This window comes from Gilliamella sp. wkB195 (genome assembly GCF_001690445.1).
Taxonomy (GTDB): domain Bacteria; phylum Pseudomonadota; class Gammaproteobacteria; order Enterobacterales; family Orbaceae; genus Gilliamella; species Gilliamella apicola_E.
Genome location: NZ_LZGP01000031.1, coordinates 1 through 19,450, shown reverse-complemented (window position 1 = coordinate 19,450; position 19,450 = coordinate 1). Strand labels below are relative to the sequence as shown.

The 19,450-nt window shown below is 38.8% G+C and carries 27 protein-coding genes; 25 read left to right on the top strand and 2 right to left on the bottom strand.

The genetic code is table 11. The annotated features are described in order from the left end of the window. Positions 1–2 precede the first annotated feature (2 nt). The 9 genes from A9G08_RS08090 (at position 3) to A9G08_RS08055 (ending at position 7,526) form a co-directional block, all read left to right on the top strand. The gene (locus A9G08_RS08090) at positions 3–842 is read left to right on the top strand and encodes a DNA adenine methylase (RefSeq protein ID WP_081299539.1); all 840 of its coding nucleotides are present in this window, start codon (positions 3–5) and stop codon (positions 840–842) included. A 10-nt stretch (positions 843–852) separates the two neighbouring features. After that, positions 853–2,235, top strand: coding sequence for a DNA (cytosine-5-)-methyltransferase (gene dcm / locus A9G08_RS11530; protein WP_081299538.1), 1,383 nt, complete (start codon positions 853–855; stop codon positions 2,233–2,235). Then, positions 2,219–3,061 (top strand): phosphoadenosine phosphosulfate reductase domain-containing protein, encoded by an 843-nt coding sequence (locus A9G08_RS08080; RefSeq protein WP_065563200.1) that lies wholly within the window; start codon positions 2,219–2,221, stop codon positions 3,059–3,061. The genes dcm and A9G08_RS08080 overlap by 17 nt, the downstream gene beginning before the upstream one ends. 51 nt (positions 3,062–3,112) lie before the next feature. Next, positions 3,113–3,472 (top strand): hypothetical protein, encoded by a 360-nt coding sequence (locus tag A9G08_RS08075; protein WP_065563199.1) that lies wholly within the window; start codon positions 3,113–3,115, stop codon positions 3,470–3,472. An 18-nt stretch (positions 3,473–3,490) separates the two neighbouring features. Further along, positions 3,491–5,566 (top strand): replication endonuclease, encoded by a 2,076-nt coding sequence (locus A9G08_RS08070; protein ID WP_065563198.1) that lies wholly within the window; start codon positions 3,491–3,493, stop codon positions 5,564–5,566. A 16-nt stretch (positions 5,567–5,582) separates the two neighbouring features. Further along, complete coding sequence (locus A9G08_RS11710) at positions 5,583–5,729, top strand: hypothetical protein (RefSeq protein WP_176701534.1); 147 nt, start codon at positions 5,583–5,585, stop codon at positions 5,727–5,729. 289 nt (positions 5,730–6,018) lie between these two features. Then, positions 6,019–6,216 carry a hypothetical protein gene (locus A9G08_RS08065; protein WP_065563197.1) on the top strand — a complete coding sequence of 66 codons (198 nt, stop codon included), beginning with the start codon at positions 6,019–6,021 and terminating at the stop codon, positions 6,214–6,216. A gap of 110 nt (positions 6,217–6,326) precedes the next feature. Continuing rightward, the gene (locus A9G08_RS08060) at positions 6,327–6,884 is read left to right on the top strand and encodes a DUF4875 domain-containing protein (RefSeq protein WP_065563196.1); all 558 of its coding nucleotides are present in this window, start codon (positions 6,327–6,329) and stop codon (positions 6,882–6,884) included. Between the two features lie 30 nt (positions 6,885–6,914). Then, positions 6,915–7,526, top strand: coding sequence for a hypothetical protein (locus A9G08_RS08055; protein ID WP_065563195.1), 612 nt, complete (start codon positions 6,915–6,917; stop codon positions 7,524–7,526). 351 nt (positions 7,527–7,877) lie between these two features. On the opposite strand, the gene A9G08_RS08050 is transcribed toward A9G08_RS08055, so the two are convergent. Both A9G08_RS08050 and A9G08_RS08045 read right to left on the bottom strand, forming a co-directional pair. Next, entirely contained in the window at positions 7,878–8,894 is a 1,017-nt protein-coding gene (locus A9G08_RS08050) for a phage portal protein (RefSeq protein WP_065563194.1), read from the bottom strand. Positions 8,895–8,896: 2 nt separating this feature from the next. Further along, on the bottom strand, positions 8,897–10,678 hold the full coding sequence (locus A9G08_RS08045) for a terminase large subunit domain-containing protein (RefSeq protein ID WP_065563193.1): 1,782 nt from the start codon (positions 10,676–10,678) through the stop codon (positions 8,897–8,899). 157 nt (positions 10,679–10,835) lie between these two features. On the opposite strand from A9G08_RS08045, the gene A9G08_RS08040 reads away from it, so the two are divergent. The 16 genes from A9G08_RS08040 (at position 10,836) to A9G08_RS07970 (ending at position 19,383) form a co-directional block, all read left to right on the top strand. Continuing rightward, positions 10,836–11,666, top strand: a complete 831-nt coding sequence (locus tag A9G08_RS08040) for a GPO family capsid scaffolding protein (RefSeq protein WP_065563192.1) — start codon at positions 10,836–10,838, stop codon at positions 11,664–11,666. 62 nt (positions 11,667–11,728) lie between these two features. Further along, positions 11,729–12,739, top strand: a complete 1,011-nt coding sequence (locus A9G08_RS08035) for a phage major capsid protein, P2 family (protein ID WP_065563191.1) — start codon at positions 11,729–11,731, stop codon at positions 12,737–12,739. A 12-nt stretch (positions 12,740–12,751) separates the two neighbouring features. Beyond that, the gene (gpM, locus tag A9G08_RS08030; protein WP_065563190.1) at positions 12,752–13,399 is read left to right on the top strand and encodes a phage terminase small subunit; all 648 of its coding nucleotides are present in this window, start codon (positions 12,752–12,754) and stop codon (positions 13,397–13,399) included. Between the two features lie 93 nt (positions 13,400–13,492). After that, positions 13,493–13,963, top strand: coding sequence for a head completion/stabilization protein (locus tag A9G08_RS08025; RefSeq protein WP_065563189.1), 471 nt, complete (start codon positions 13,493–13,495; stop codon positions 13,961–13,963). Further along, positions 13,963–14,166: a tail protein X gene (locus A9G08_RS08020; protein ID WP_065563188.1), complete on the top strand. Its 204-nt coding sequence runs from the start codon at positions 13,963–13,965 to the stop codon at positions 14,164–14,166. Before A9G08_RS08025 ends, A9G08_RS08020 begins: the two co-directional genes overlap by 1 nt. A 13-nt stretch (positions 14,167–14,179) precedes the next feature. Beyond that, positions 14,180–14,557, top strand: a complete 378-nt coding sequence (locus A9G08_RS08015) for a putative holin (RefSeq protein ID WP_065563187.1) — start codon at positions 14,180–14,182, stop codon at positions 14,555–14,557. Then, positions 14,554–14,847, top strand: a complete 294-nt coding sequence (locus tag A9G08_RS08010) for a phage holin family protein (RefSeq protein WP_065563186.1) — start codon at positions 14,554–14,556, stop codon at positions 14,845–14,847. The genes A9G08_RS08015 and A9G08_RS08010 overlap by 4 nt, the downstream gene beginning before the upstream one ends. Beyond that, positions 14,847–15,431 (top strand): N-acetylmuramidase family protein, encoded by a 585-nt coding sequence (locus A9G08_RS08005; protein ID WP_065563185.1) that lies wholly within the window; start codon positions 14,847–14,849, stop codon positions 15,429–15,431. The genes A9G08_RS08010 and A9G08_RS08005 overlap by 1 nt, the downstream gene beginning before the upstream one ends. After that, complete coding sequence (locus A9G08_RS08000) at positions 15,412–15,843, top strand: hypothetical protein (RefSeq protein WP_065563184.1); 432 nt, start codon at positions 15,412–15,414, stop codon at positions 15,841–15,843. The genes A9G08_RS08005 and A9G08_RS08000 overlap by 20 nt, the downstream gene beginning before the upstream one ends. Next, entirely contained in the window at positions 15,743–15,991 is a 249-nt protein-coding gene (lysC, locus tag A9G08_RS11780) for an Rz1-like lysis system protein LysC (protein ID WP_218058450.1), read from the top strand. The genes A9G08_RS08000 and lysC overlap by 101 nt, the downstream gene beginning before the upstream one ends. Beyond that, a complete protein-coding gene (locus A9G08_RS07995; RefSeq protein WP_065563183.1) occupies positions 15,951–16,397 on the top strand; it encodes a phage tail protein in 447 nt (148 codons plus the stop codon). Before lysC ends, A9G08_RS07995 begins: the two co-directional genes overlap by 41 nt. After that, a complete protein-coding gene (locus tag A9G08_RS07990; RefSeq protein ID WP_065563182.1) occupies positions 16,382–16,843 on the top strand; it encodes a phage virion morphogenesis protein in 462 nt (153 codons plus the stop codon). The genes A9G08_RS07995 and A9G08_RS07990 overlap by 16 nt, the downstream gene beginning before the upstream one ends. 60 nt (positions 16,844–16,903) lie before the next feature. After that, positions 16,904–17,545, top strand: a complete 642-nt coding sequence (locus A9G08_RS07985) for a phage baseplate assembly protein V (RefSeq protein WP_065563181.1) — start codon at positions 16,904–16,906, stop codon at positions 17,543–17,545. Then, a complete protein-coding gene (locus A9G08_RS07980) occupies positions 17,542–17,895 on the top strand; it encodes a GPW/gp25 family protein (protein ID WP_065563180.1) in 354 nt (117 codons plus the stop codon). The genes A9G08_RS07985 and A9G08_RS07980 overlap by 4 nt, the downstream gene beginning before the upstream one ends. Then, complete coding sequence (locus A9G08_RS07975) at positions 17,883–18,794, top strand: baseplate J/gp47 family protein (protein ID WP_065563179.1); 912 nt, start codon at positions 17,883–17,885, stop codon at positions 18,792–18,794. The genes A9G08_RS07980 and A9G08_RS07975 overlap by 13 nt, the downstream gene beginning before the upstream one ends. Further along, positions 18,784–19,383, top strand: coding sequence for a phage tail protein I (locus A9G08_RS07970; protein ID WP_065561970.1), 600 nt, complete (start codon positions 18,784–18,786; stop codon positions 19,381–19,383). The genes A9G08_RS07975 and A9G08_RS07970 overlap by 11 nt, the downstream gene beginning before the upstream one ends. Positions 19,384–19,450: the final 67 nt, after the last annotated feature.

The following is a 19,450-nucleotide window of genomic DNA, read 5'->3' as shown; positions in this document are numbered from 1 at the left end:
ATATGTGTGTAGAAAAAAAAGAAAAAATCCAAAAATCATTTTTAAAATGGGTCGGGGGGAAATCTCGGATTATTCCCCAGCTATTGCCCCACCTGCCGGCAGGCGGGCGGCTAATTGAACCGTTTTTGGGCGCGGGCAATGTATTTATTAACACTAATTATAATGGTTATGTGTTAGCTGATAAAAACCGTGATTTAATTAATGTTTATCAATGGCTACGTGATGATTTAGCGGGATTATTAAATACAGCCCAATTATTATTTGATAGCGATATTGATTTTTATGAAATTCGTTGCCGATTTAATTGTAACATAACACAACCATTCACATTAAAACGCGCCGCTGAGTTTATCTATTTAAACCGCCACTGCTTCAATGGGGTTTGTCGTTATAACCAAAAAGGTGAATTTAATGTTCCCTGCGGCAAATATAAAAAGATTTACTTTCCCAAGGCAGAACTAATCGCATTTAGCAATAAGTTGATCTCAGTTCCAGTTACATTAATGGCTGCGGATTATAGAGCAGCAGTCGAAATGGCTGGAGCCGATGACGTTATTTATTGCGATCCGCCGTACATTTCAGGCTCTAAAAACGATATTTTTACTGGCTACACTCCGCATAAGTTTAATTACCCGGTCACAAAGTTATTGCATGATTTGCTTGTTCATGCCGTTAAGCGAGGCGCAACCGCGATCGTTTCAAACGCTAATAACACAACAGTAAAAAGCATTTTTGATGATTTTGAAATTTACGAAATCGACGCCCCGCGCTCAGTTGCAGCCAACGGAAATCGCAGCCCGGCGCGCGAAATTATTGCCGTATTAACGCCGAATATGATTTAAAGGGGGTGACATGAACGTACTATCACTATTCGATGGCATGAGTTGCGGTCGTGTTGCACTCGAACGTGCAAATATCAATGTAACAAAATATTACGCTAGCGAAATTGACAAATATGCAATCCAAGTTAGCCAAAAAAACTACCCCGACATTATCCGGCTTGGAGATATAAACAACTGGGAAAGTTGGGATATCGATTGGTCCAGTATTGATTTGATATTAGCCGGGTCACCGTGCCAAGGTTTTAGTTTTGCAGGTAAACAATTAGCATTTGACGATAAACGATCGGCGCTATTTTTTAGATTTGCTGAAATATTAGCGCATGTTCAGTCACTCAATCATAGCGTTAAATTTTTGCTTGAAAACGTCAGAATGAAAAAAGATTACGAACATGTAATAACGTCAATTGTAGGCGTTGATCCGGTCATGATAAATAGTGCGTTGGTATCAGCGCAAAACCGTAAACGATTATATTGGTGTAATTGGGATATAGAACAACCCGCAGATAAAAAAATTTTGTTAAAAGACGTTATACATGAAACCATTGATATAACAAATCATGACAGATTGCCCAGCTTTAATTGTAATCCCAGCGGCTGCGGAATGAATGGTAATGTTACACCCATTACTAACGATAAAAGCCCAACACTAACAACAAATAAAGGTGAAGGAAGCAAAATAGCAATCCCGTTGAATGCGGTTGTAGGGATAAAACAAAATCCTCGAGGTAAAAATCGTGGGGGGATTCATACGGACAAAAGCCCAACCTTAACAAGTAACTCTTTTGAACACAATAACCATTTATTATTGGCGGTTGATAAAGATAAAAGCAATTGCATAACGTCAAGCATTGGTAAAACTACTGATAGAGAGTATTTTTATAAAAACCAGGGGCAGCTAGTTTATTGTATAAACCCATTTATAGTGCCGTTTGATAAATCATTGCAGATTTTGGATAAAGAAACAATTGCAGGGAAAATAGGTTTTTTCCGTGCAGACAGTCAGTCAAATAGGGTCTACAGCATACACGGTAAATCCGTTACTTTATGTGGTGATGCAGGTGGCGGTGCAGCAAAAACAGGACAATACCTATTTGGTTGTATAACCCCTGATAGAGTCGAAAAAAGACAAAACGGTCAGCGATTTAGCACTGGCGAGAAATTTTATACCCTCACGGCACAGGATCGGCATGGCGTTTTGATCGACGGGTATATCCGAAAATTGACACCCATTGAGTGCGAACGCCTCCAGACATTACCAGACAATTATACCGGCGGCGTTAGCAATACTCAGCGTTATAAAATGTTGGGGAACGGTTGGACAGTTGATGTTATATCTCACATTTTACGAGCGCTAAAATCACACAGGAATACACCCCATGAAACACGTAGTTAGTTTTAGTGGCGGTCGTTCGTCTGCCTATCTAGTTAATCTAATGAAAAATCTGTATCCAGACACTGATTTCATTTTTATGGACACAGGCGCAGAACACCCAAAAACTTATGAATTTGTTAAAAATATAGTCAAATACTGGGGTATAAAACTAACGTGTTTGCGAGTAGTTGTGAATCCAGAGCTAGGGCAAGCCAATTCTTATCGCGAAATAACATTAGATGAACTTAAGCAAGACTTACAACCGTTTCGAGATATTTGCTACAAATACGGTACGCCGTACGTTCACGGGGCTTTTTGCACTCGTTCAATGAAACTTGAACCTTTCGAGCGGTACTGTAAAGATAACTACGGCAAAGGTAATTATCAAACATGGCTCGGCATACGTGCTGATGAACCAAAGCGATTAAAGCCAAAGGACGGTTATAGTTATCTAGCTGATATATCCGATTTTGATAAGTCGGATGTTATTAACTGGTGGAAGAATCAGTCATTTGATTTAGACCTACCAGAACATCTCGGTAACTGTGTTTTCTGCATCAAAAAAGGGATTAACAAAATTGCGCTTGCTACTCGTGATGAACCAAAAATGGCTGAGGATTTTATTAATCTAATCAATGACCCCAATGTCCGAGTTGTAGAACGTAGGCAACAGGAAAACAAAATCATGTACCGCGGAAATAACTCGCTAATAGCAATCATGGCTATGTATCAAAACCATTCTCGTGAAGAAATATTAGCAACAATTAGGGGGAATAAAGGCTACGATTCCGGGTCATGTTCTGAATCATGCGAAGTGTTTTCGTGTCAGTTGGATTTAGGTAAATAACATGACACCAATCACACAAACATTACCGCCAATAACAGGGGATAGGCAATCATGAATGGGAACACATTAAAAAGGTATCAATCTCAGCTAAAAAAATTACATGCAAAACAAAATGTAATTAGAAGTGAATTATCAGACTGCCAACAGCGTTATAACAAAATAAAAAGCGAAATTACAGACATACAAACCAAAATAAATGAACTTTCTAACAATAATAAATTAATAGTCAGCGAACACGCAACTATCAGAGTATTAGAGCGAATGTTTAAGATTAATCTAAGCGAAATTAATCAACAAATCATTGATGAAGTTTTACCGCTTTATACGAAACTTGGCGATGGAACTATACCGGTTAAATGTATTGGTTTGCGTGCTGTAATAAAAAATGGCGTGGTAGTAACAGTTAAATAATAGGATTAAGCAAATAACATGACATCAATCACGCAAACACTACCACCAATAACAAACAGGGCCAGATCTGCCCTGCTTTCTGGTATGCGTGATTTTTACGATACCGTAGGTAAATTTCTACCAACAAAACCAATTCAACCAAAATCTCAATATTCAAACATCGGACCTAAACCACCCAAAGATCTAACTATCATTGAACGCCCGCTATGGGAGCAGATACCGCACGAATACGACTACTTCCACCCTTTTTTTAGTGACGCCCCGCAATTCATCGGTAGTTATTTTGCTCGTAAATATGCAGCGCTCTATCAAGAAAACGGCTCAAAAGCAGCCAACACTTTTTTACGCACCTGTGGTTTAACTCGTTGCACCGAAGTACAGCAGCAATACACCATTGAAAATGCAGGCAAAAGTCTTATAGCGCAAACATTCTATAAACAACTGGCAACACTGCCAACTTACGACAAAATCGACGTCGATGAACTAGGCGCAAAAATCGCCGGGTATATGCAAAATCTAATTATCAAATTTTTAGAAACCGACGAATTTAAGTTGAGTAATAACGACCATGAGTTAACTATCTACAGGTTTGCGTTAGAGCAGTTAAAGCCATTGAGAATTACCGCGCCCTATTTTGCCGATTATAAAAAAGACGAGATCACGGCACAGCAAATTGTTATCGCCTTAGCTAAATTATCGGCCGATAAATGGTGGCAAAACAAATTAAAAAGGCTGTGGGCTTTTCAGCGTGAACATTTAGCCATTGCAGCGGGACAAGTGCAAAAATCGGCCAGCCCGTACGCAAGTCGCACTTGCGTTGGCGAATGGAAAGAACAGAAAAGAAAAAACCGCGAATGGCTGAAAAACCAATGCATAGAAAATACCGACACCGGCGAACAATTCGATTTAGTTTTTCAAGTTGATAAATCAAACGCTAACCCAGCAATTCGTCGTTGCGAACTCATGATCAGGATGCGAGGTTTTGAAGATATAGCCGACGAGTTCGGCTATACTGGTGCATTTATCACATTAACCGCCCCTTCAAAATATCACGCAGTACATGCCAAAGGTGGTTTTATTAAAAATTGGAATGCCGGCACACCACGTGACACTCAACGCTATTTATGCAACGTTTGGGCAAAAATCCGGGCAAAATTAAATCGGGAGGGTATAAAAATTTTTGGGTTTCGCGTTGCAGAACCTCACCACGACGGCACGCCTCACTGGCATATTTTGGTATTTATGCGTCCGGAAGATAAAGATCAAGTTCATGACATTATGTACAAGTATGCATTAGCAGAAGATTGGGACGAACCCGGCGCTCGCGACAATCGCATAAAATTCGAGGATATCGAAAAAGAAAAAGGAAGTGCCACCGGGTACATTGCTAAATACATTTCGAAAAATATTGACGGTTATCAGCTCGACGATGAGATCGACGACGAAACAGGACAAAACTTAAAAGATATGGCCAAAAATGTGACAGCTTGGGCTAGTCGCTGGGGTATTCGTCAATTTCAACAAATCGGCGGCGCCCCCGTGACGGTGTGGCGCGAACTGCGCCGACTTGGTAGTCAAAAAGTTGAAAGTAAGGAAATCGATCCTGTATTAGCTGCAGCCGATGCCGGTGATTGGGCGGCATACACACAATTGCAAGGTGGCGTCACGGTGCGGCGTAAAGATTTGCGCGTTAGAGTTTCTTATGAAGAAACACAAAACCAGTTTGAGGAGGATGTTAAAAAGGTCAAAGGGGTATTTTCCCCGATCGTCGGCGTAGCATCTTTTATATGTACCCGTTTAATAAAATGGGCGATCGTCCCTAAAAATAGGCGCGACTGCGCCCCTCGGAGTTCTGTCAATAACTGTACGGAGGTCAAAAAATCACCAGAGTACGATCAACGTAAAATAATCATTAATGAACTAAAAAAACATCAAATAAATTACAATTCCTACCAGTTAAATCATCTTTTAGCCGGGCGTGATCTGAAATTTAATGACAAATTGCTAATAAAATGGGTCAAAGATAAATTGGTCATAATAGATTTACGTAAAAAATGGGTAGGAATACCTATGGATGTAGAGTTTAATTTTTAATAATTGAGGATAAAAAATGAATCCACCAGTCAGAGTTAGACCAAAACCGCGTAATTATTTATTAAGTCTCGCAATGCAGATTTCAAAACTAATGGATGAACAAAATATAAAAATTGAAGATGTCGAACGAGCTATTGAAATAATTAAAATTTCTAGGCGTTAATTTAGGACTAAATGCACATGTTGACAATAAAACTAAAATCGATATATATTAAAAATACGTTAGCAAAATCTAACGTCAAGATTGACCTCTTGAAACTTACAAAGAGCATAACCGCTCTAAGCGGTATTTTTATGCGTGCTTAGTCATATCCATTCTACGGTGGGCTGGGTAAGGGCTCGAAAGAGCGCCGTTTTCTTTGTAGGCGGTAAGGTCAACCTTGTTCAGTTCACCACCAATAATTGACCTTGTTGGGGGTGTTTACTTAATTTTTTATACAAAGGTAAATACTATGAAAAACCGCAACAAAATTACACCAGTCGACACATCAGAAAACATTATCATTCATCTAAACACTTACGCTAAAATCGAACAAGCCGAAGCGATTGCCAGAGCTTGCATAAATGCCCATTCAACCCCTACCGATTTTGTGGTTATGATTTGCTGTATAGCGGATTTATTACATGCAGTAATTGAAAAATCGGAATAAAATTTACATACAGGGTTATCAATAGATAGCCTTGTATAAATTTCTCACCGCTCTATAATTGATTAATTACAGTTTAATTAATCTATTAAGATAACGTTACAGGAGTGTGTATGAGAAAGTTGCTTTTAAGTTTATCGATCTTTTTTATTCCTTTTTGTTTTGCAAACGAAGCAAAACCATATGAAATTATTTCAGAGAAAGACACATCATTTGCTAACAGACCACGCGCCCAGATTTTTGTTGTTGCGCCAGATGCAGCAAACCTACAACAGCGAGTTGATACAGCAAAGTTAGCCGCTACAGATTTTTCGTCAAAGACTGGCGCTAAAGTTGTGTCAGTATTTTTAATGCCATTTTCTGAGGCTAAGGGGACGGGTTTTTACTTTGCAAGAGCCAATTATTATAGTGATGGCTGTGGTAATTCAGGTACACAATGTGATGATAAAATATGGGAAATTAAATCAACTGATCAACAATTGAGTGATGAGCAATTGAAAATTGCAAAAGAATATTATTCTAATGCAGATTTTTATTCAAGTTCCAAAAAGTTTCTTGATAAAGACGGATTACCTGACGAGAAAAAGATAATTAATCATATAGCTAAAAAACTCAAAATTAATGCAAAAAATATTGAATTTCCATCACTATTTTTGGAACCAGTTAAATGATTTTTATTTTATTATTTAGAGAGTCGAACAATGATTGAACAACTTATTCAAGATTTAGGTGAAGCTATTCTAGAGGCTTGTTTTGTCTATGATAATGCTCGTTCAGCAGAAAAGATGTTAAATTGGGAAAATTTAGGCAATGATAATGCTGCATGGACTGAAGAAGGACCTTATCTTTCTGCTGGAGCAAATATAGAACAAATTAATCACGAACATCCATATTGCTTAAGAATTAGTAAAGAATTTGCCATGGCTGGCTATTTAGTTTTAGGTGACTCTCCAAAACAAGAAGAGAACGGAGGATATAAAGTTCCTTTATCACCACAAAAAAATAAACGCAATTCTAGGGTTGAACCTGTAATTGCTAAATTAGCTATAATTGAATTATTTGAATTATATAAACAATTTCTAGTGTCTTTCAATGGTCCCTATAATAAAAAAAAGCTCAAAGTTTGGGAGAGTCATCTTTCCATAAATCACATTGTAAAAATTAAAACACTTATTGATCGCAGAAATGAGTTAACACATGATAAAAACAGTCCTTTAGCTACAATGAAAGAGGCTGTTGAATATTATTGCCTTTGTAAAGCGTTAGCCAAAATACTATATAATATTTACAGTGTTTCTTTTAAAAATTCATAATTTTTCATTGCACGCCAATACTGCACGAAAATGCAAGATCTAAAAAGGAACATTCTAGCTCAAAGCCCTTATATCCGGGCTTTTTCTATAACATTTGCAACTTTGCACAATTTGCCACACTTTTAGTGCGCGGGTGAGGTGGGGTCTCAATAGCGATATTTCACCTATAATACGCTCACCCATCAATAAAATAGGCAATTATATTCAATATTAAATAAGTAGAGCGGTTAACAAGATAAATGCTATAGAATGGTATTATTTTTTTAATAGCGTCGCTATGGGCTTTATAGAAAGGATTTAGTGTCATTCCTAAAAAATAAAAGCCCTTTCGGGCTTGTGCGTTGTGTTTTTTTATTCTTCGAGCTTGTATGGATTAAATCTTATAATTTCTTCGCCCATCCAGTCATTCAGTTGTAAAAATCGATCTTGGAGAGGTTTTATCTCGTTACGAGCAAATACCTTGGACGCTTTTTCAGGGTCACCAAATCCACCGGTATTTTTTGGCGTGATACCCATCAATGACGGCGGCACTCTATGAGCTGTCAAAATATCATCTTGGCTAACTGATTTGATATCTGCAAAATTATCTTTGGCTGCAACTTCTCCGACAGGAATTAGCTTTAATCCGTCTGGTTTACCGTTCGGCGCATACATTAATAAATTGCGAAAGTTGCCTGGCCCTCTACTGTTTTGCAGCGCCTTTTTTAATTCTTCGATATCTTTTTCATTATGTGATGGGTTAGATAAATACAAAATAAACCCGGCATGTGAACCATTTTTATAATAACGTTGACGAAACACCGTGGCCGAATTATCCAGCCATATGGAATTGATTGCGGATAAATATTCCGGGGATCCGTAGATTTCTTGGTTTTCATTTGGTAATAACAGGTGAAAGATGGAATTCTTTTTAAATTCGTGTTCTTCGTATAGATTTTCGATGTTCGCGTATTTGCTAGAATTTATATAATAATATCTATCAGTATCAACCCCACGCCGAGTATATTTCGCTAACGTTGGTAATAGCCCAGTCGCTTGTTTTAACATATTAGATCGTTTTTCAAGATAGCAATTGCCAAAAATAAGGAAATCATGAACTATTCTTTCGAAATTAAAACGTGTCAAATATTTATGAGGTATAAAGGTGCTTGTTAATATATTTCTTTTTACAAATATTGGGCTACTATGATATGAAGATGATGCCCCAAATGTATTCGCTAGTGTATTAAAATTAATATGGGGTTCATACCACTTACCACACTCAATACATTGTAAATAGCTCAGCAGATCTTTAGCGCTGGAAAGAGGTTCACTTTCTCCAAAACTAAAACACGCTATATTGTCATCATTTTTTTTTAAATCGGTCATTATTAAAATACTCCCATAAAACCACTATTACTGTTAGCACCGCCTAAACTTTCTAGCGGTTCGTTATAAATTGCGTGCATAGTCGCCCACGCTATATCTGCGTGTGAGATTTCATCATTGCGGTCGGCGACATATGTAACAAATCGTTGGCTGGCTGTTAATGTTTTTCTGATAGCCATGAATGATTGAGCCAGATCAGTCCACCCGGCATCAAACTCTAAACGCTGACGCCTGAGCACATCCTGCATTTTTAAAATTAATCTTTGTTTAATTTCAATTGAATATTTGAATGCCACCGCCGCTGGGAAAAATTGCCTAACTAACTGATAAACGCCCTCACCTAGCCCGGTGGCATCTATACCAATATAGGTAACGTTATAGCGTTCTGTCATTTTGCGAATCGCTTCAGCTTGAGCCGCAAAGTCCATCCCAGCCCACTGGTGCTTTTCAATTACTCGGAATTTACCACCCTCAACCAGTGGCGGCGCAACCACTACACACCCCGCACTATCTCCAGTATGTGACGGATCATAACCAATCCATACGGGGCGATCGCCAAGGGGTCTCAGCGCAAAAGGTTTGTAATCTGTCCATATATCCCACGAATCAACCATACAAGGTTGCAAGCTCGAAAGTGGAAATACTGAAGCGGAATCATCAATAAATTGACATAAAAACAAGTTGGCGAATTCATCCGGGCTATATTCCATTTTAAGTTGATTTATATCAAATAAATCAAATCCTAAACGCTCGGCATCTTCAATAGTAACAATTTGTCGCCATTGTCCATCGGCACAGATTGCGCCGTTTTTTAATGCATTGTGAGATATGTCAACGTTGATTCGATCTTCTTTGCGGCGCCCTTTATTGAATAGTTGTCCCGTCCAAAACTTGTACGCTTCATGTGTGATACTTGATGGCGTTGATAAATAGGTTTGTCGCCAACGTTTTTGACTTGCCATTGCTGAGGCGACTTTTCTAAATTCTGAAAATCGACTGATCCAAAAATATTCATCAAGATAAACGTTTCCATGATAACTTTGTGCTGTTTTTGAGTTAGTGCCTAAAAATCGTATACGCGCGTCATTATGCGGAAAATGAATCACCTCACCTTTTAGATCAATATCTACACCATGGAAAAAATCTACAATATATTGCCGGGATTGGAATGCTTGCGCTTTCGATGCTGATAGATATATTTGATCGCGCCCAGTATTAATCGCATCAATTGCGCCTTCATGCGAAAAATACATGGTAGCGCCAATCTGCCGGGATTTGTTGATATTGCGTATACGGTTTGTTAGTCCTGCGCGGTACCATATTCGTTGATGTTCATATAATCCGTCGTTAAAAAGGTCATTCAACTTTTCTATTTGTTCATCGGTTAATAAATTTGTTTTTGGTTTCTGCTTCGGTCTGGCATTGCGGTTGGCAATATTGGGATTTAGATCGGTTTCGTTACCACCGTTTTGGTATTTTTCAATTCTGGCCGTGCGCTCTAACTGACGACTTAGTAAGTCAATTTCCTTAAAGTCTCGACCCTCTTTATTTGGTTTAATAACCAGGTGTATAAGTTGAGCTTCTAATACACCGTTAACTCTCTCTAATACTGATGAATCATCCCACTTATCGCGTCTTTTCCAACTGTGAATTGTGTTTACTTTTTCATTTAATAATTCAGAAATGCGGGCAATGCGATACCCCGCCCAATATAGTGATCTAGCCGCTTTTCTTGGATCGGTGTTATTGCTAATTAAATAGTCTATTAGATTGACGTTTTCCATTGGTCCCCCTTTAGTAACGTCAATTTACCCGCCATTTTGTTTTTTTTATCTCTGCGCAAGTTGTGAAATCAAAATTTACAACGCGCGCAATTTGCTCTCATTTGTATGTCAATCCAACATAGATAGAAAAATCATCTACTACTATAGGATTTAATAAATGAGCGAAGGTAAAAAAAAATATAAGTCAAAATGGTTCAGGGTTGCAGTTGAAGGTGCAACAACAGACGGGCGCAAGATCCAACGTCCGTGGATTGAGCAAATGGTTAAAAATTATAGCCCAGAGGTTTACGGCGCTCGTGTTAACCTTGAGCATATCAAGGGTTATTCACCTGATAGTCAATTTAAGCGTTATGGTGACGTTCTAGCATTGAAATCAGAGGAAATTAAAACCGGCCCATTAGCTGGCAAATTGGCACTATTTGCGCAAATTGAACCAACAGATGATCTTATTCAGCTAAACAAATTGAGGCAAAAAGTTTACTCCTCAATTGAAGTAAACCCAGAGTTTGCAGACACTGGAGAGGCCTATCTTGTTGGATTAGCTGTTACTGATGATCCTGCAAGTCTCGGTACCGAATTTTTAGAATTTAGTGCAAAAGCAAGCGTTAACCCGTTAGCTAGCCGCAAACAATCACCTAACAACCTTTTCACCGTTGCCGAAGAAACAGCAATCGCTTTTGAATGTGTGGAACCACAAAGTGATGCCACATTTAGCGCCATGTTAGACCGTCTAACGGGATTATTTAAAAGTAAATCAGAAAAGGACTCAACTAAGTTTGTTCAACTTGGTGAGATTATTGAACAGTTCGCAGCAGCGACATCTGAACGATTTGCTAATCTTGACACCAAAATTGTTGAATTAACCAACGAACTTTCCAAAGTTAAAAAACAAAATACTGGACTTATTGATCTATTGAGTGAGCTTCCTGAATCGCCAGAGCGTCCAACCTCGGCGGGTGGCTCCGTAGATATTGAAACCGACTGTTAAAAGCAGACGATTAAAACTAACGATAACAAACAAATTAGATTAACCGAATTAGGAAACCCATAATGAGAAATGAAACCCGAAAGCTATTTAATGGATTTAAACACCGCATCGCACAACTTAATGGCATTGATGATGCCAGTGAAAGTTTTGCAGTCAATCCAGAGGTTAACCAAACATTAGAAAAACGCACCCAACAATCATCTGAATTCTTAAGTAAAATCAACATTGAATTTGTTGACGCTCAAGAAGGTGAAAAAGTTGGCATTGGTGTAACAGGTACAACAGCTAGCACAACCGATACCACAGCACAGGAACGTGAAGCTGTAGATATCTTAGATCTAAACCAATTCCGTTACCGTTGTGAACAAACCAACTACGATACATCAATTCGTTATGCGAAATTGGATGCATGGCGTCACAAAAAGAACTTTCAAACTCTTTTGCGTGACGCTCTAATTAAACAAAAAGCATTAGACCGCATTATGATTGGATTCAATGGTACCCATCGCGCACCAACTTCCAATAAAGCCACATACCCTTTACTACAAGATGTAAATAAAGGTTGGTTACAACATTACCGAGAAGACGCACCTGAAAGAGTAATGAACGAAGGTACAGTAGTGCCAGGTAAAATTATTGTTGCCAGCAACGGCGGTGACTATAAAAACCTTGACGCATTAGTCTATGATGTCGTTGAAAACTTAATCGATCCGGTTTATTCAGAAGATACCGATCTTGTTGTTATTTGTGGTCGCGGGTTGCTTCATGATAAGTACTTCCCAATTGCTAACGAGGCAGATAAAAACACCGAAAAAGTAGCGGGTCAAATCTTACTCGCTAAAAAATCAATTGGTGAATTACCAGCATACCGAGTGCCCCACTTCCCTAAAGGAGCTATGCTAATTACATCCTTTAGTAATTTAGCCATCTATATTCAAAATGAAACAGCTCGTCGTCAAATCATTGACAACCCTAAACGCGATCGCATTGAAGACTTCCAATCTGCCAATGAAGCCTTTGTTGTAGAACGTTATGATGCCGGCTGTTTAGTTGAGAATATTGAAATTAGATAAAGGGGAAGATAGATGATATCACCAGCACAAAAGTTTTTGCAGAAACATTACGCTCAAAAGGAGCGTAATACAGACAACCCGCGAGCAACCAATGCTTACGAAATGATGTTAGCCAAGCTAAATAACGATCGTATTCGTTTAAAAAAATTCCAATCGACGGAAGCAAAAATTGACCTTAAAAAGCAACTTATTCCCGAATATATGGATTGGATTAACGGCGTGCTTGAGTCTGAAAATGCTCAGCAAGATGATGTTTTCATGCATTTAATGGTATGGATGATTGACACTAAACAATTTGAACTTGCCTACCCGCTTGCTAAACATGCATTAAAGCACAATTGGGTTACACCAGATGAATATCAACGCCAAACCGCCACATTAATTGCTGAAGAATTAGCTAATACAACGCTTGCACAAATTAGCAATAAGCAAACAATTAACACTGATATTTTGCTTAAATTCGCTGAATTAATGGTTGATAAAGATATGTTTGATCAGGTTAGAGCAAAATTAAATAAAGCTATTGGCTATGCGTTAAAAGAAACTCATCCAGAACAAGCATTAGGCTACTTAAAACGAGCGCTTGAACTTGACGAATCTTCAGGCGTAAAAACAGCCATTAAAGAATTAGAAAAGGCCTTAAATAAGACCGATTCTTAACCGGGTGAACCCTCACACCTCGGCGGCACAAAGGCAATAAATGTATGTTACATGTTAGCGCCTTTGTCCACCGCCGATCAACAAAGGTAAATTATGAACGACTTTACAGCTATCGCAATCGCTAACGAAACTGAGAATCTCGAAATCAGTAATATTTCGTTTTTCCCAGCAATTAATGTTAATGATGTTCGAAAAACTCAACGATTAGATGGCACAGTCACAACCGAAAGACTAAAAACCGCAATTACCAGTGCAATTATTGCGGTAAATGACGATTTATATAGCTGGCGACTAGCAAAACAGTTGGCAGGTATTGCAACAATTAACGATTTAAATGACGAGCTTGTTAATGGTGAATCAAAATATTTAATTTTATACAAACACGCAGTTTATTCGTGGGCAAATGCATTATTGAATGAACAATATATTAATTTTGATGCAACCGCAAAAGCTAAAGGTGACATTGAATCAAACATCGAAAGCGCTGGCAACCTATACCGTAATGCACGTTATGCAATTCGTGACATATTGGGCAAATCACGATCAACAATGGAATTGATTTAATGATTGTTTATGCAATGCAAAATGAAACCGTGGACGCATTAGCGTATCGAGTTTTTGGCAAAACAAAAGGGGTTGTAGAAATTATTTATCAAGACAATCCGATGCTGTGCGAATTGCCGGCAATGCTACCAATGGGAACGCTGGTCAATGTACCAGAATCAGTACCTGAGCCACAAAAAAAACAAGTTAATTTATGGGACTAATGGGGCTAATTTAATGACAGAACCAACTACAACAACATTCACAGCAGTTATTAGTGCGTTTTCAATATCTGTGATTTATCCCAATATTGAAAACGGCATTATTCTCGGGGCGCTTTGCGGTTCAATATTGTTAGTAATTAGCGAGGAATGCATTTCAGTGCTTCGACGTATTATTCTATTTTTTATATCATTTGCTATGGGAATGTTATTGGCCGAAATGACCCTGTTCTTATTAATGCCGCTTTTTCCAGTCAACATACAACAAAAAATGCCGTTGGGGTTAGGAGCATTAATAGCGTCGGCTGTTAGTGTCAAGTTGTTGCTGTGGTTGATTAAAAAGTTTGACGATCCATCTGATTTATTTGACAAATTCAAGGGGGGGAAATCATGATTACAACCCTTAACGCAGTTCTATGTTTATTAATCGCCGTTAGGTTATTCACTTTTGATCGTAAGCATTATCAATACAAAGCTAAATATAGTTGGCTGGCTTGGCTCATGATTACGTCAAGTGCAGCGGTGTTTATGTTTTCTTTCTTCGGGTTGCTAAGCCGAGCTTATTGTGCGCAAGTTGTCATGAATCTAACGCTGTTGCTCTGTTTTATAAATAGCAAAGGGAATATCGGCACACTTTGCCGCTCACCAAATAAATATCGACACGATAAAGGATTAAATAAATAATGATTACGAAAGAACAATTGCAAAATGTAGCCGATAAACTAGGCATTGATCTGGCAATGCTACAGGCAGTAACAAAAATTGAAGCCAGGTCATCGGGATTTAAAAATGGCTTGCCAGTGATCCTCTTTGAGCGGCATATCTTTTACCGCCAACTTAAAAAAAATGGTTTTAATGTAGAGCATCTCGCTAAAACCTACCCAGACTTAATTAATCAAGTTGCTGGCGGTTATTTAGGGGGCGCCCGCGAGAATTACCGCTTAAATATGGCAAAACAAATTGATCCACAGTCAGCAATTGAAAGCACAAGCTGGGGATTATTCCAAATCATGGGATTTCACTGGCAATTACTAGGTTACGAATCTGCCCAGCAGTTTGAGCAATACATGACAGAAAGCGAAGAAATGCAGCTAGATGCTTTTTATCGATTTATTTCTCATAAAACCAATTGCAAATTATTACAAGCAATGAAAGATAAGGACTTCCAAGTTTTTGCAAAACTATATAACGGCCCAGCATATAAGAAAAATAGTTACGACACTAAGCTAAAGGAGGCCTACGAAAGTTATGCAACTACTACAAAATAAGTTGTTGCCGTGGTTGCTGTTATTATTTATGGCTATCTGTTTTTCGTTTAGTTACTCACACAATCAACAATTGCGCATTAAATATAGGCAGCTGGAAGACGATAAGCAAGAGCTGATCGAAATCATTGATTATAAAAACAATGAATTACTCGAACTTGGCGATCAATATCACGCAAATGAACAAAAACTGATAGAACAAAAAAATCAACTACAAGCGGTTGACGCGTTAAATCGTCAATATCAACAACAGTTGGAGCAACTTATCAATGAAAATCAACAATTACTCATGTGGTCTGATACTGATTTGCCTGATGTTATTAAACGGTTGTACACGCGGCCAGAAATCAAAGGAAGTGAAGATTATAAAAACTGGATGTCCAGCCGTAACGCCTTGTTATCTTCCCATGAATAATTTAATGCAAAATCGCTCATTAATTGACGATAATCAAGCCATCTTAACAGCATGGCATCAATGTGCGGTTCAGGTCGAAATGATTTACCAATGTCAACAGGAGCAACATGGAAAAGATAAAACAGTTACGCAAGATACTCGAAAATAATAATCTGTTTATTAAAACCAACCCCGATAAGCTCCATGTTTTTGTCGATGATGGGAACGTAACCGCCACTGCGGCAACCTCGTTGAGTTATGAGTATGAATATAATGTTAATTTAATTATTACAGATTACGATCAGCCCATTGACTATTTAATGGTTCCTATCATTAGTTGGATGTATATTAACCAGCAAGAATTTATGGCAAATCCAGAACTCAGAAACGGGGCTATTAAATTTGAGGTTGAAGCGTTAAATAATAAGACCGCAGATATCAGCATAGAATTAAAATTAACCGAGCGTGTAATTGTTAAGAAAGGTGATAATGGGCTTGAATACAAGCACGTTAACGACGAACCGCCGATCGATATGCGTCCAGAATGGGTTAATGAAATATGGCCGACGAACTAAACAAATTACATGATTATGCTAACGGTATACTCACTCAATTAAATAATGTTAATCGAGCAAAGTTAGCTCGCGAAATAGCGACAAAACTACGCGAAAACCAGCGTAAAAGGATTGTTGCTCAACAGCAACCCGACGGAACAAATTTTGAACCGAGGAAACCGCAAAAATTTCGCAAAAAAGCGGGAAAAATCAAACGTAAAATGTTCACAAAACTTCGAACAACAAAATTTTTACGAACATCAGCAAATAGCAATAGCGCAACAGTTAAATTTATCAACTCAGTATCCCGTATCGCTCGAATTCATCATTACGGACTGCGAGGCAGAGTAAATAAAAACAATAGTTGGACTGTTAATTATCCATCTCGCAAGCTGTTGGGTATCAATCAAAAGGATTGTAAAATGATTGAACAAATCACAATTACTTACCTCGCCCGCAAATTGTAAAAGCGCAATTTACAACTCGGCGCGCTTTATTGTTTGTCGTTTAATCTTGATGATAATGCCATGCAAAATTATCACCCTGCCGACCTAGTCGATATATTACGAAAAATTGAGAACCTGATCCGCCAAGGCGTTGTTTGTCAAACAAAAGGCGATCGGGTAAAAGTTCGTACTGGTGATTTGATTACTGATTGGTTGCCGTGGTTTACTCACCGCGCAGGTAAAAGCCGAACCTGGTGGCGCCCTTCTATTGGTGAGCAGGTCTTTATATTAAGTCCCAACGGCAATATTGAGCTTGGTTGCGTTTTACCAAGTCTTTATTGCAATGACAACCCTGCACCTTCAGCCTCTGGAGATGGTTACTTTGTCGAATTCCCGGACGGTGCGACATTTGAATACGAACCCAAAAATAGCTGTTTAATCATAAAGGGTATTAAAACCGCTGTTATTGAGGCAAGCAACCAAATCACTGCTAAAGCCGGCACAAAAATCCACCTTGACACCCCGCTTGTTGAATGTAGCGAGCATGTAACATTTAAATCATTTAGCGCAACAGGTGGCAGTGCTAGCGGTAATACTGGTGTATTAACAGGAAACGTAATTCATAAACAAGGCGAATTGTCATCTAATGGAGTTGTTCTTGATAAACACAAACATAATGGAGTCAAAGCAGGTGGCGATTTAACTGGAGGACCTCAACAATGAGTTATATTGGAATGAATTGCCAAAACGGCCGCTCAATCACTGATATGGATCACATCAATCAGTCAGTCAAAGATATTTTAACAACGCCAATTGGATCACGAGTTGAACGCCGGGACTACGGGTCATTTTTGTTTCTATTATTAGATAATCCAAATACTGACGCCACAAGGCTGCGCGTTATTTCAGCTACAGTTATGGCACTGAATCAATGGGAGCCACGAATTAAGCTCGATGCAGTTGAACTCAATAGCAACAAAGAAAGATTGACAATGCAAATTACCGGCTCACGCACAGATAAACCCAACCAAACTTTTACTAGTGACATAGAGATCGCAACATGGCCACGTTAACTGATTTATCAAAACTACCAGCGCCGGATATTATCGAGTCGCTAGACTTTGAAGCGTTGCTAGAAAAGCGTAAACAAAAATTTATATCCCTTTATGCTGTTGACGAGCAAGAAGAAGTCGCAAAAACATTACAATACGAGAGTGAGCCGATCGTTAAATTATTACAAGAAAGCACCTATTATGAATTAATTATTCGACAACGTATTAATGAGGCGTCTCATGCGCTAATGATTGCTCACGCGAATGGCAGCGATTTAGATAATTTAGGCGCTAACTTCCACGTATACCGTTTAATTATTCAACATGCAGATGACAGCGTCACGCCAGCAATAAAAGAGATCAAGGAATCTGATGCTGACTTTAGATTGCGCATTCAGGCAGCATTTGAAGGGTTATCCGTCGCTGGACCGCGAGCAGCTTATGAATTTTATGCTCGCAGCGCTGACGGTCGAGTATTAGATGCTGCAGCCGAAAGTCCTTCCCCAGCATGTGTAACACTGGCAATATTGTCGCGCGACAATAACGGCGCGGCATCAGACGAACTAATTAAAATTGTTGAAAAAGTGGTTAATGACGACTATCGACGCCCTGTCGCTGATCGTGTAACAGTAAAATCAGTTGAATTAATCGAATATAAGATAAACGCTAAACTGTTTTTATACTCCGGTCCCGAATCGGAACCCATTAAAAAAGCGGCACTCAATAATTTGCAGGAATATATATCAGAAAAGCACCGTATAGGGCGACGCATCAGCCGCAGCGCAATCATATCCGCGTTACATGTTCCGGGTGTTCAACGTGTCGAACTAATAGAACCCAGCAAAGATGTGTTAATTAATCGCGAGCAGGCAAGTTATTGCTCTGATCATCAGGTTGAGGTTGCTGGATATGACAAATAAAACCTTGCTACCACCCTCATCAACAAAGCTAGAAAAAAGGTTATCTCAAGCCATGGTTTGCGATTTCCCAATTCTATTACGCTCATTGTGGAATCCTCAAACATGCCCCTATGAGCTACTACCGTATTTGGCGTGGCAATACAGTGTTGATTATTGGGATGAAAATTGGAACGAACAAATTAAACGTAAGGTTGTCGCGGAGGCGTTCGAAATCCACCAACACAAAGGGACCAAAGAGGCCATCCGCCGAGCAGTTAGTTCATTTGGGTATTTAATTGATCTAATTGAGTGGTGGCAAAATGATAAAACCCCAGGTACATTCTCAATAGAAATTGGAGTATTAGACAAGGGGATCACTGACGAATCCTATAATGAGCTAGTCCGAATAATCGAGGATGTCAAACCGGTATCCCGACATTTGTCCGGGCTATCACTGCATTTAGCAACGAGCGTCAATACAACAATTGGCGCATGTAATTACGACGGTAATACAATCAGCATATATCCGTATGTTAGCGAGACAGTCACAACGAAATCACGCCGACAATTTGGTGCGTCCATTCATTTTATCGATACAATGAGAATATAATCATGAGTCAAACATACTATACAATTCTAACAAAACTTGGCGCTGAGCTATTAGCTAATGCTACAGC

What these genes read in the sequence shown, in the direction of transcription:
- A9G08_RS08090 (WP_081299539.1), top strand. Translation starts at nt 3, where the DNA reads ATGTGTGTAGAAAAAAAAGAAAAAATCCAAAAATCATTTTTAAAATGG.
- dcm (WP_081299538.1), top strand. Translation starts at nt 853, where the DNA reads ATGAACGTACTATCACTATTCGATGGCATGAGTTGCGGTCGTGTTGCA.
- A9G08_RS08080 (WP_065563200.1), top strand. Translation starts at nt 2,219, where the DNA reads ATGAAACACGTAGTTAGTTTTAGTGGCGGTCGTTCGTCTGCCTATCTA.
- A9G08_RS08075 (WP_065563199.1), top strand. Translation starts at nt 3,113, where the DNA reads ATGAATGGGAACACATTAAAAAGGTATCAATCTCAGCTAAAAAAATTA.
- A9G08_RS08070 (WP_065563198.1), top strand. Translation starts at nt 3,491, where the DNA reads ATGACATCAATCACGCAAACACTACCACCAATAACAAACAGGGCCAGA.
- A9G08_RS11710 (WP_176701534.1), top strand. Translation starts at nt 5,583, where the DNA reads ATGAATCCACCAGTCAGAGTTAGACCAAAACCGCGTAATTATTTATTA.
- A9G08_RS08065 (WP_065563197.1), top strand. Translation starts at nt 6,019, where the DNA reads ATGAAAAACCGCAACAAAATTACACCAGTCGACACATCAGAAAACATT.
- A9G08_RS08060 (WP_065563196.1), top strand. Translation starts at nt 6,327, where the DNA reads ATGAGAAAGTTGCTTTTAAGTTTATCGATCTTTTTTATTCCTTTTTGT.
- A9G08_RS08055 (WP_065563195.1), top strand. Translation starts at nt 6,915, where the DNA reads ATGATTGAACAACTTATTCAAGATTTAGGTGAAGCTATTCTAGAGGCT.
- A9G08_RS08050 (WP_065563194.1), bottom strand. Translation starts at nt 8,894, where the DNA reads ATGACCGATTTAAAAAAAAATGATGACAATATAGCGTGTTTTAGTTTT.
- A9G08_RS08045 (WP_065563193.1), bottom strand. Translation starts at nt 10,678, where the DNA reads ATGGAAAACGTCAATCTAATAGACTATTTAATTAGCAATAACACCGAT.
- A9G08_RS08040 (WP_065563192.1), top strand. Translation starts at nt 10,836, where the DNA reads ATGAGCGAAGGTAAAAAAAAATATAAGTCAAAATGGTTCAGGGTTGCA.
- A9G08_RS08035 (WP_065563191.1), top strand. Translation starts at nt 11,729, where the DNA reads ATGAGAAATGAAACCCGAAAGCTATTTAATGGATTTAAACACCGCATC.
- gpM (WP_065563190.1), top strand. Translation starts at nt 12,752, where the DNA reads ATGATATCACCAGCACAAAAGTTTTTGCAGAAACATTACGCTCAAAAG.
- A9G08_RS08025 (WP_065563189.1), top strand. Translation starts at nt 13,493, where the DNA reads ATGAACGACTTTACAGCTATCGCAATCGCTAACGAAACTGAGAATCTC.
- A9G08_RS08020 (WP_065563188.1), top strand. Translation starts at nt 13,963, where the DNA reads ATGATTGTTTATGCAATGCAAAATGAAACCGTGGACGCATTAGCGTAT.
- A9G08_RS08015 (WP_065563187.1), top strand. Translation starts at nt 14,180, where the DNA reads ATGACAGAACCAACTACAACAACATTCACAGCAGTTATTAGTGCGTTT.
- A9G08_RS08010 (WP_065563186.1), top strand. Translation starts at nt 14,554, where the DNA reads ATGATTACAACCCTTAACGCAGTTCTATGTTTATTAATCGCCGTTAGG.
- A9G08_RS08005 (WP_065563185.1), top strand. Translation starts at nt 14,847, where the DNA reads ATGATTACGAAAGAACAATTGCAAAATGTAGCCGATAAACTAGGCATT.
- A9G08_RS08000 (WP_065563184.1), top strand. Translation starts at nt 15,412, where the DNA reads ATGCAACTACTACAAAATAAGTTGTTGCCGTGGTTGCTGTTATTATTT.
- lysC (WP_218058450.1), top strand. Translation starts at nt 15,743, where the DNA reads ATGTTATTAAACGGTTGTACACGCGGCCAGAAATCAAAGGAAGTGAAG.
- A9G08_RS07995 (WP_065563183.1), top strand. Translation starts at nt 15,951, where the DNA reads ATGGAAAAGATAAAACAGTTACGCAAGATACTCGAAAATAATAATCTG.
- A9G08_RS07990 (WP_065563182.1), top strand. Translation starts at nt 16,382, where the DNA reads ATGGCCGACGAACTAAACAAATTACATGATTATGCTAACGGTATACTC.
- A9G08_RS07985 (WP_065563181.1), top strand. Translation starts at nt 16,904, where the DNA reads ATGCAAAATTATCACCCTGCCGACCTAGTCGATATATTACGAAAAATT.
- A9G08_RS07980 (WP_065563180.1), top strand. Translation starts at nt 17,542, where the DNA reads ATGAGTTATATTGGAATGAATTGCCAAAACGGCCGCTCAATCACTGAT.
- A9G08_RS07975 (WP_065563179.1), top strand. Translation starts at nt 17,883, where the DNA reads ATGGCCACGTTAACTGATTTATCAAAACTACCAGCGCCGGATATTATC.
- A9G08_RS07970 (WP_065561970.1), top strand. Translation starts at nt 18,784, where the DNA reads ATGACAAATAAAACCTTGCTACCACCCTCATCAACAAAGCTAGAAAAA.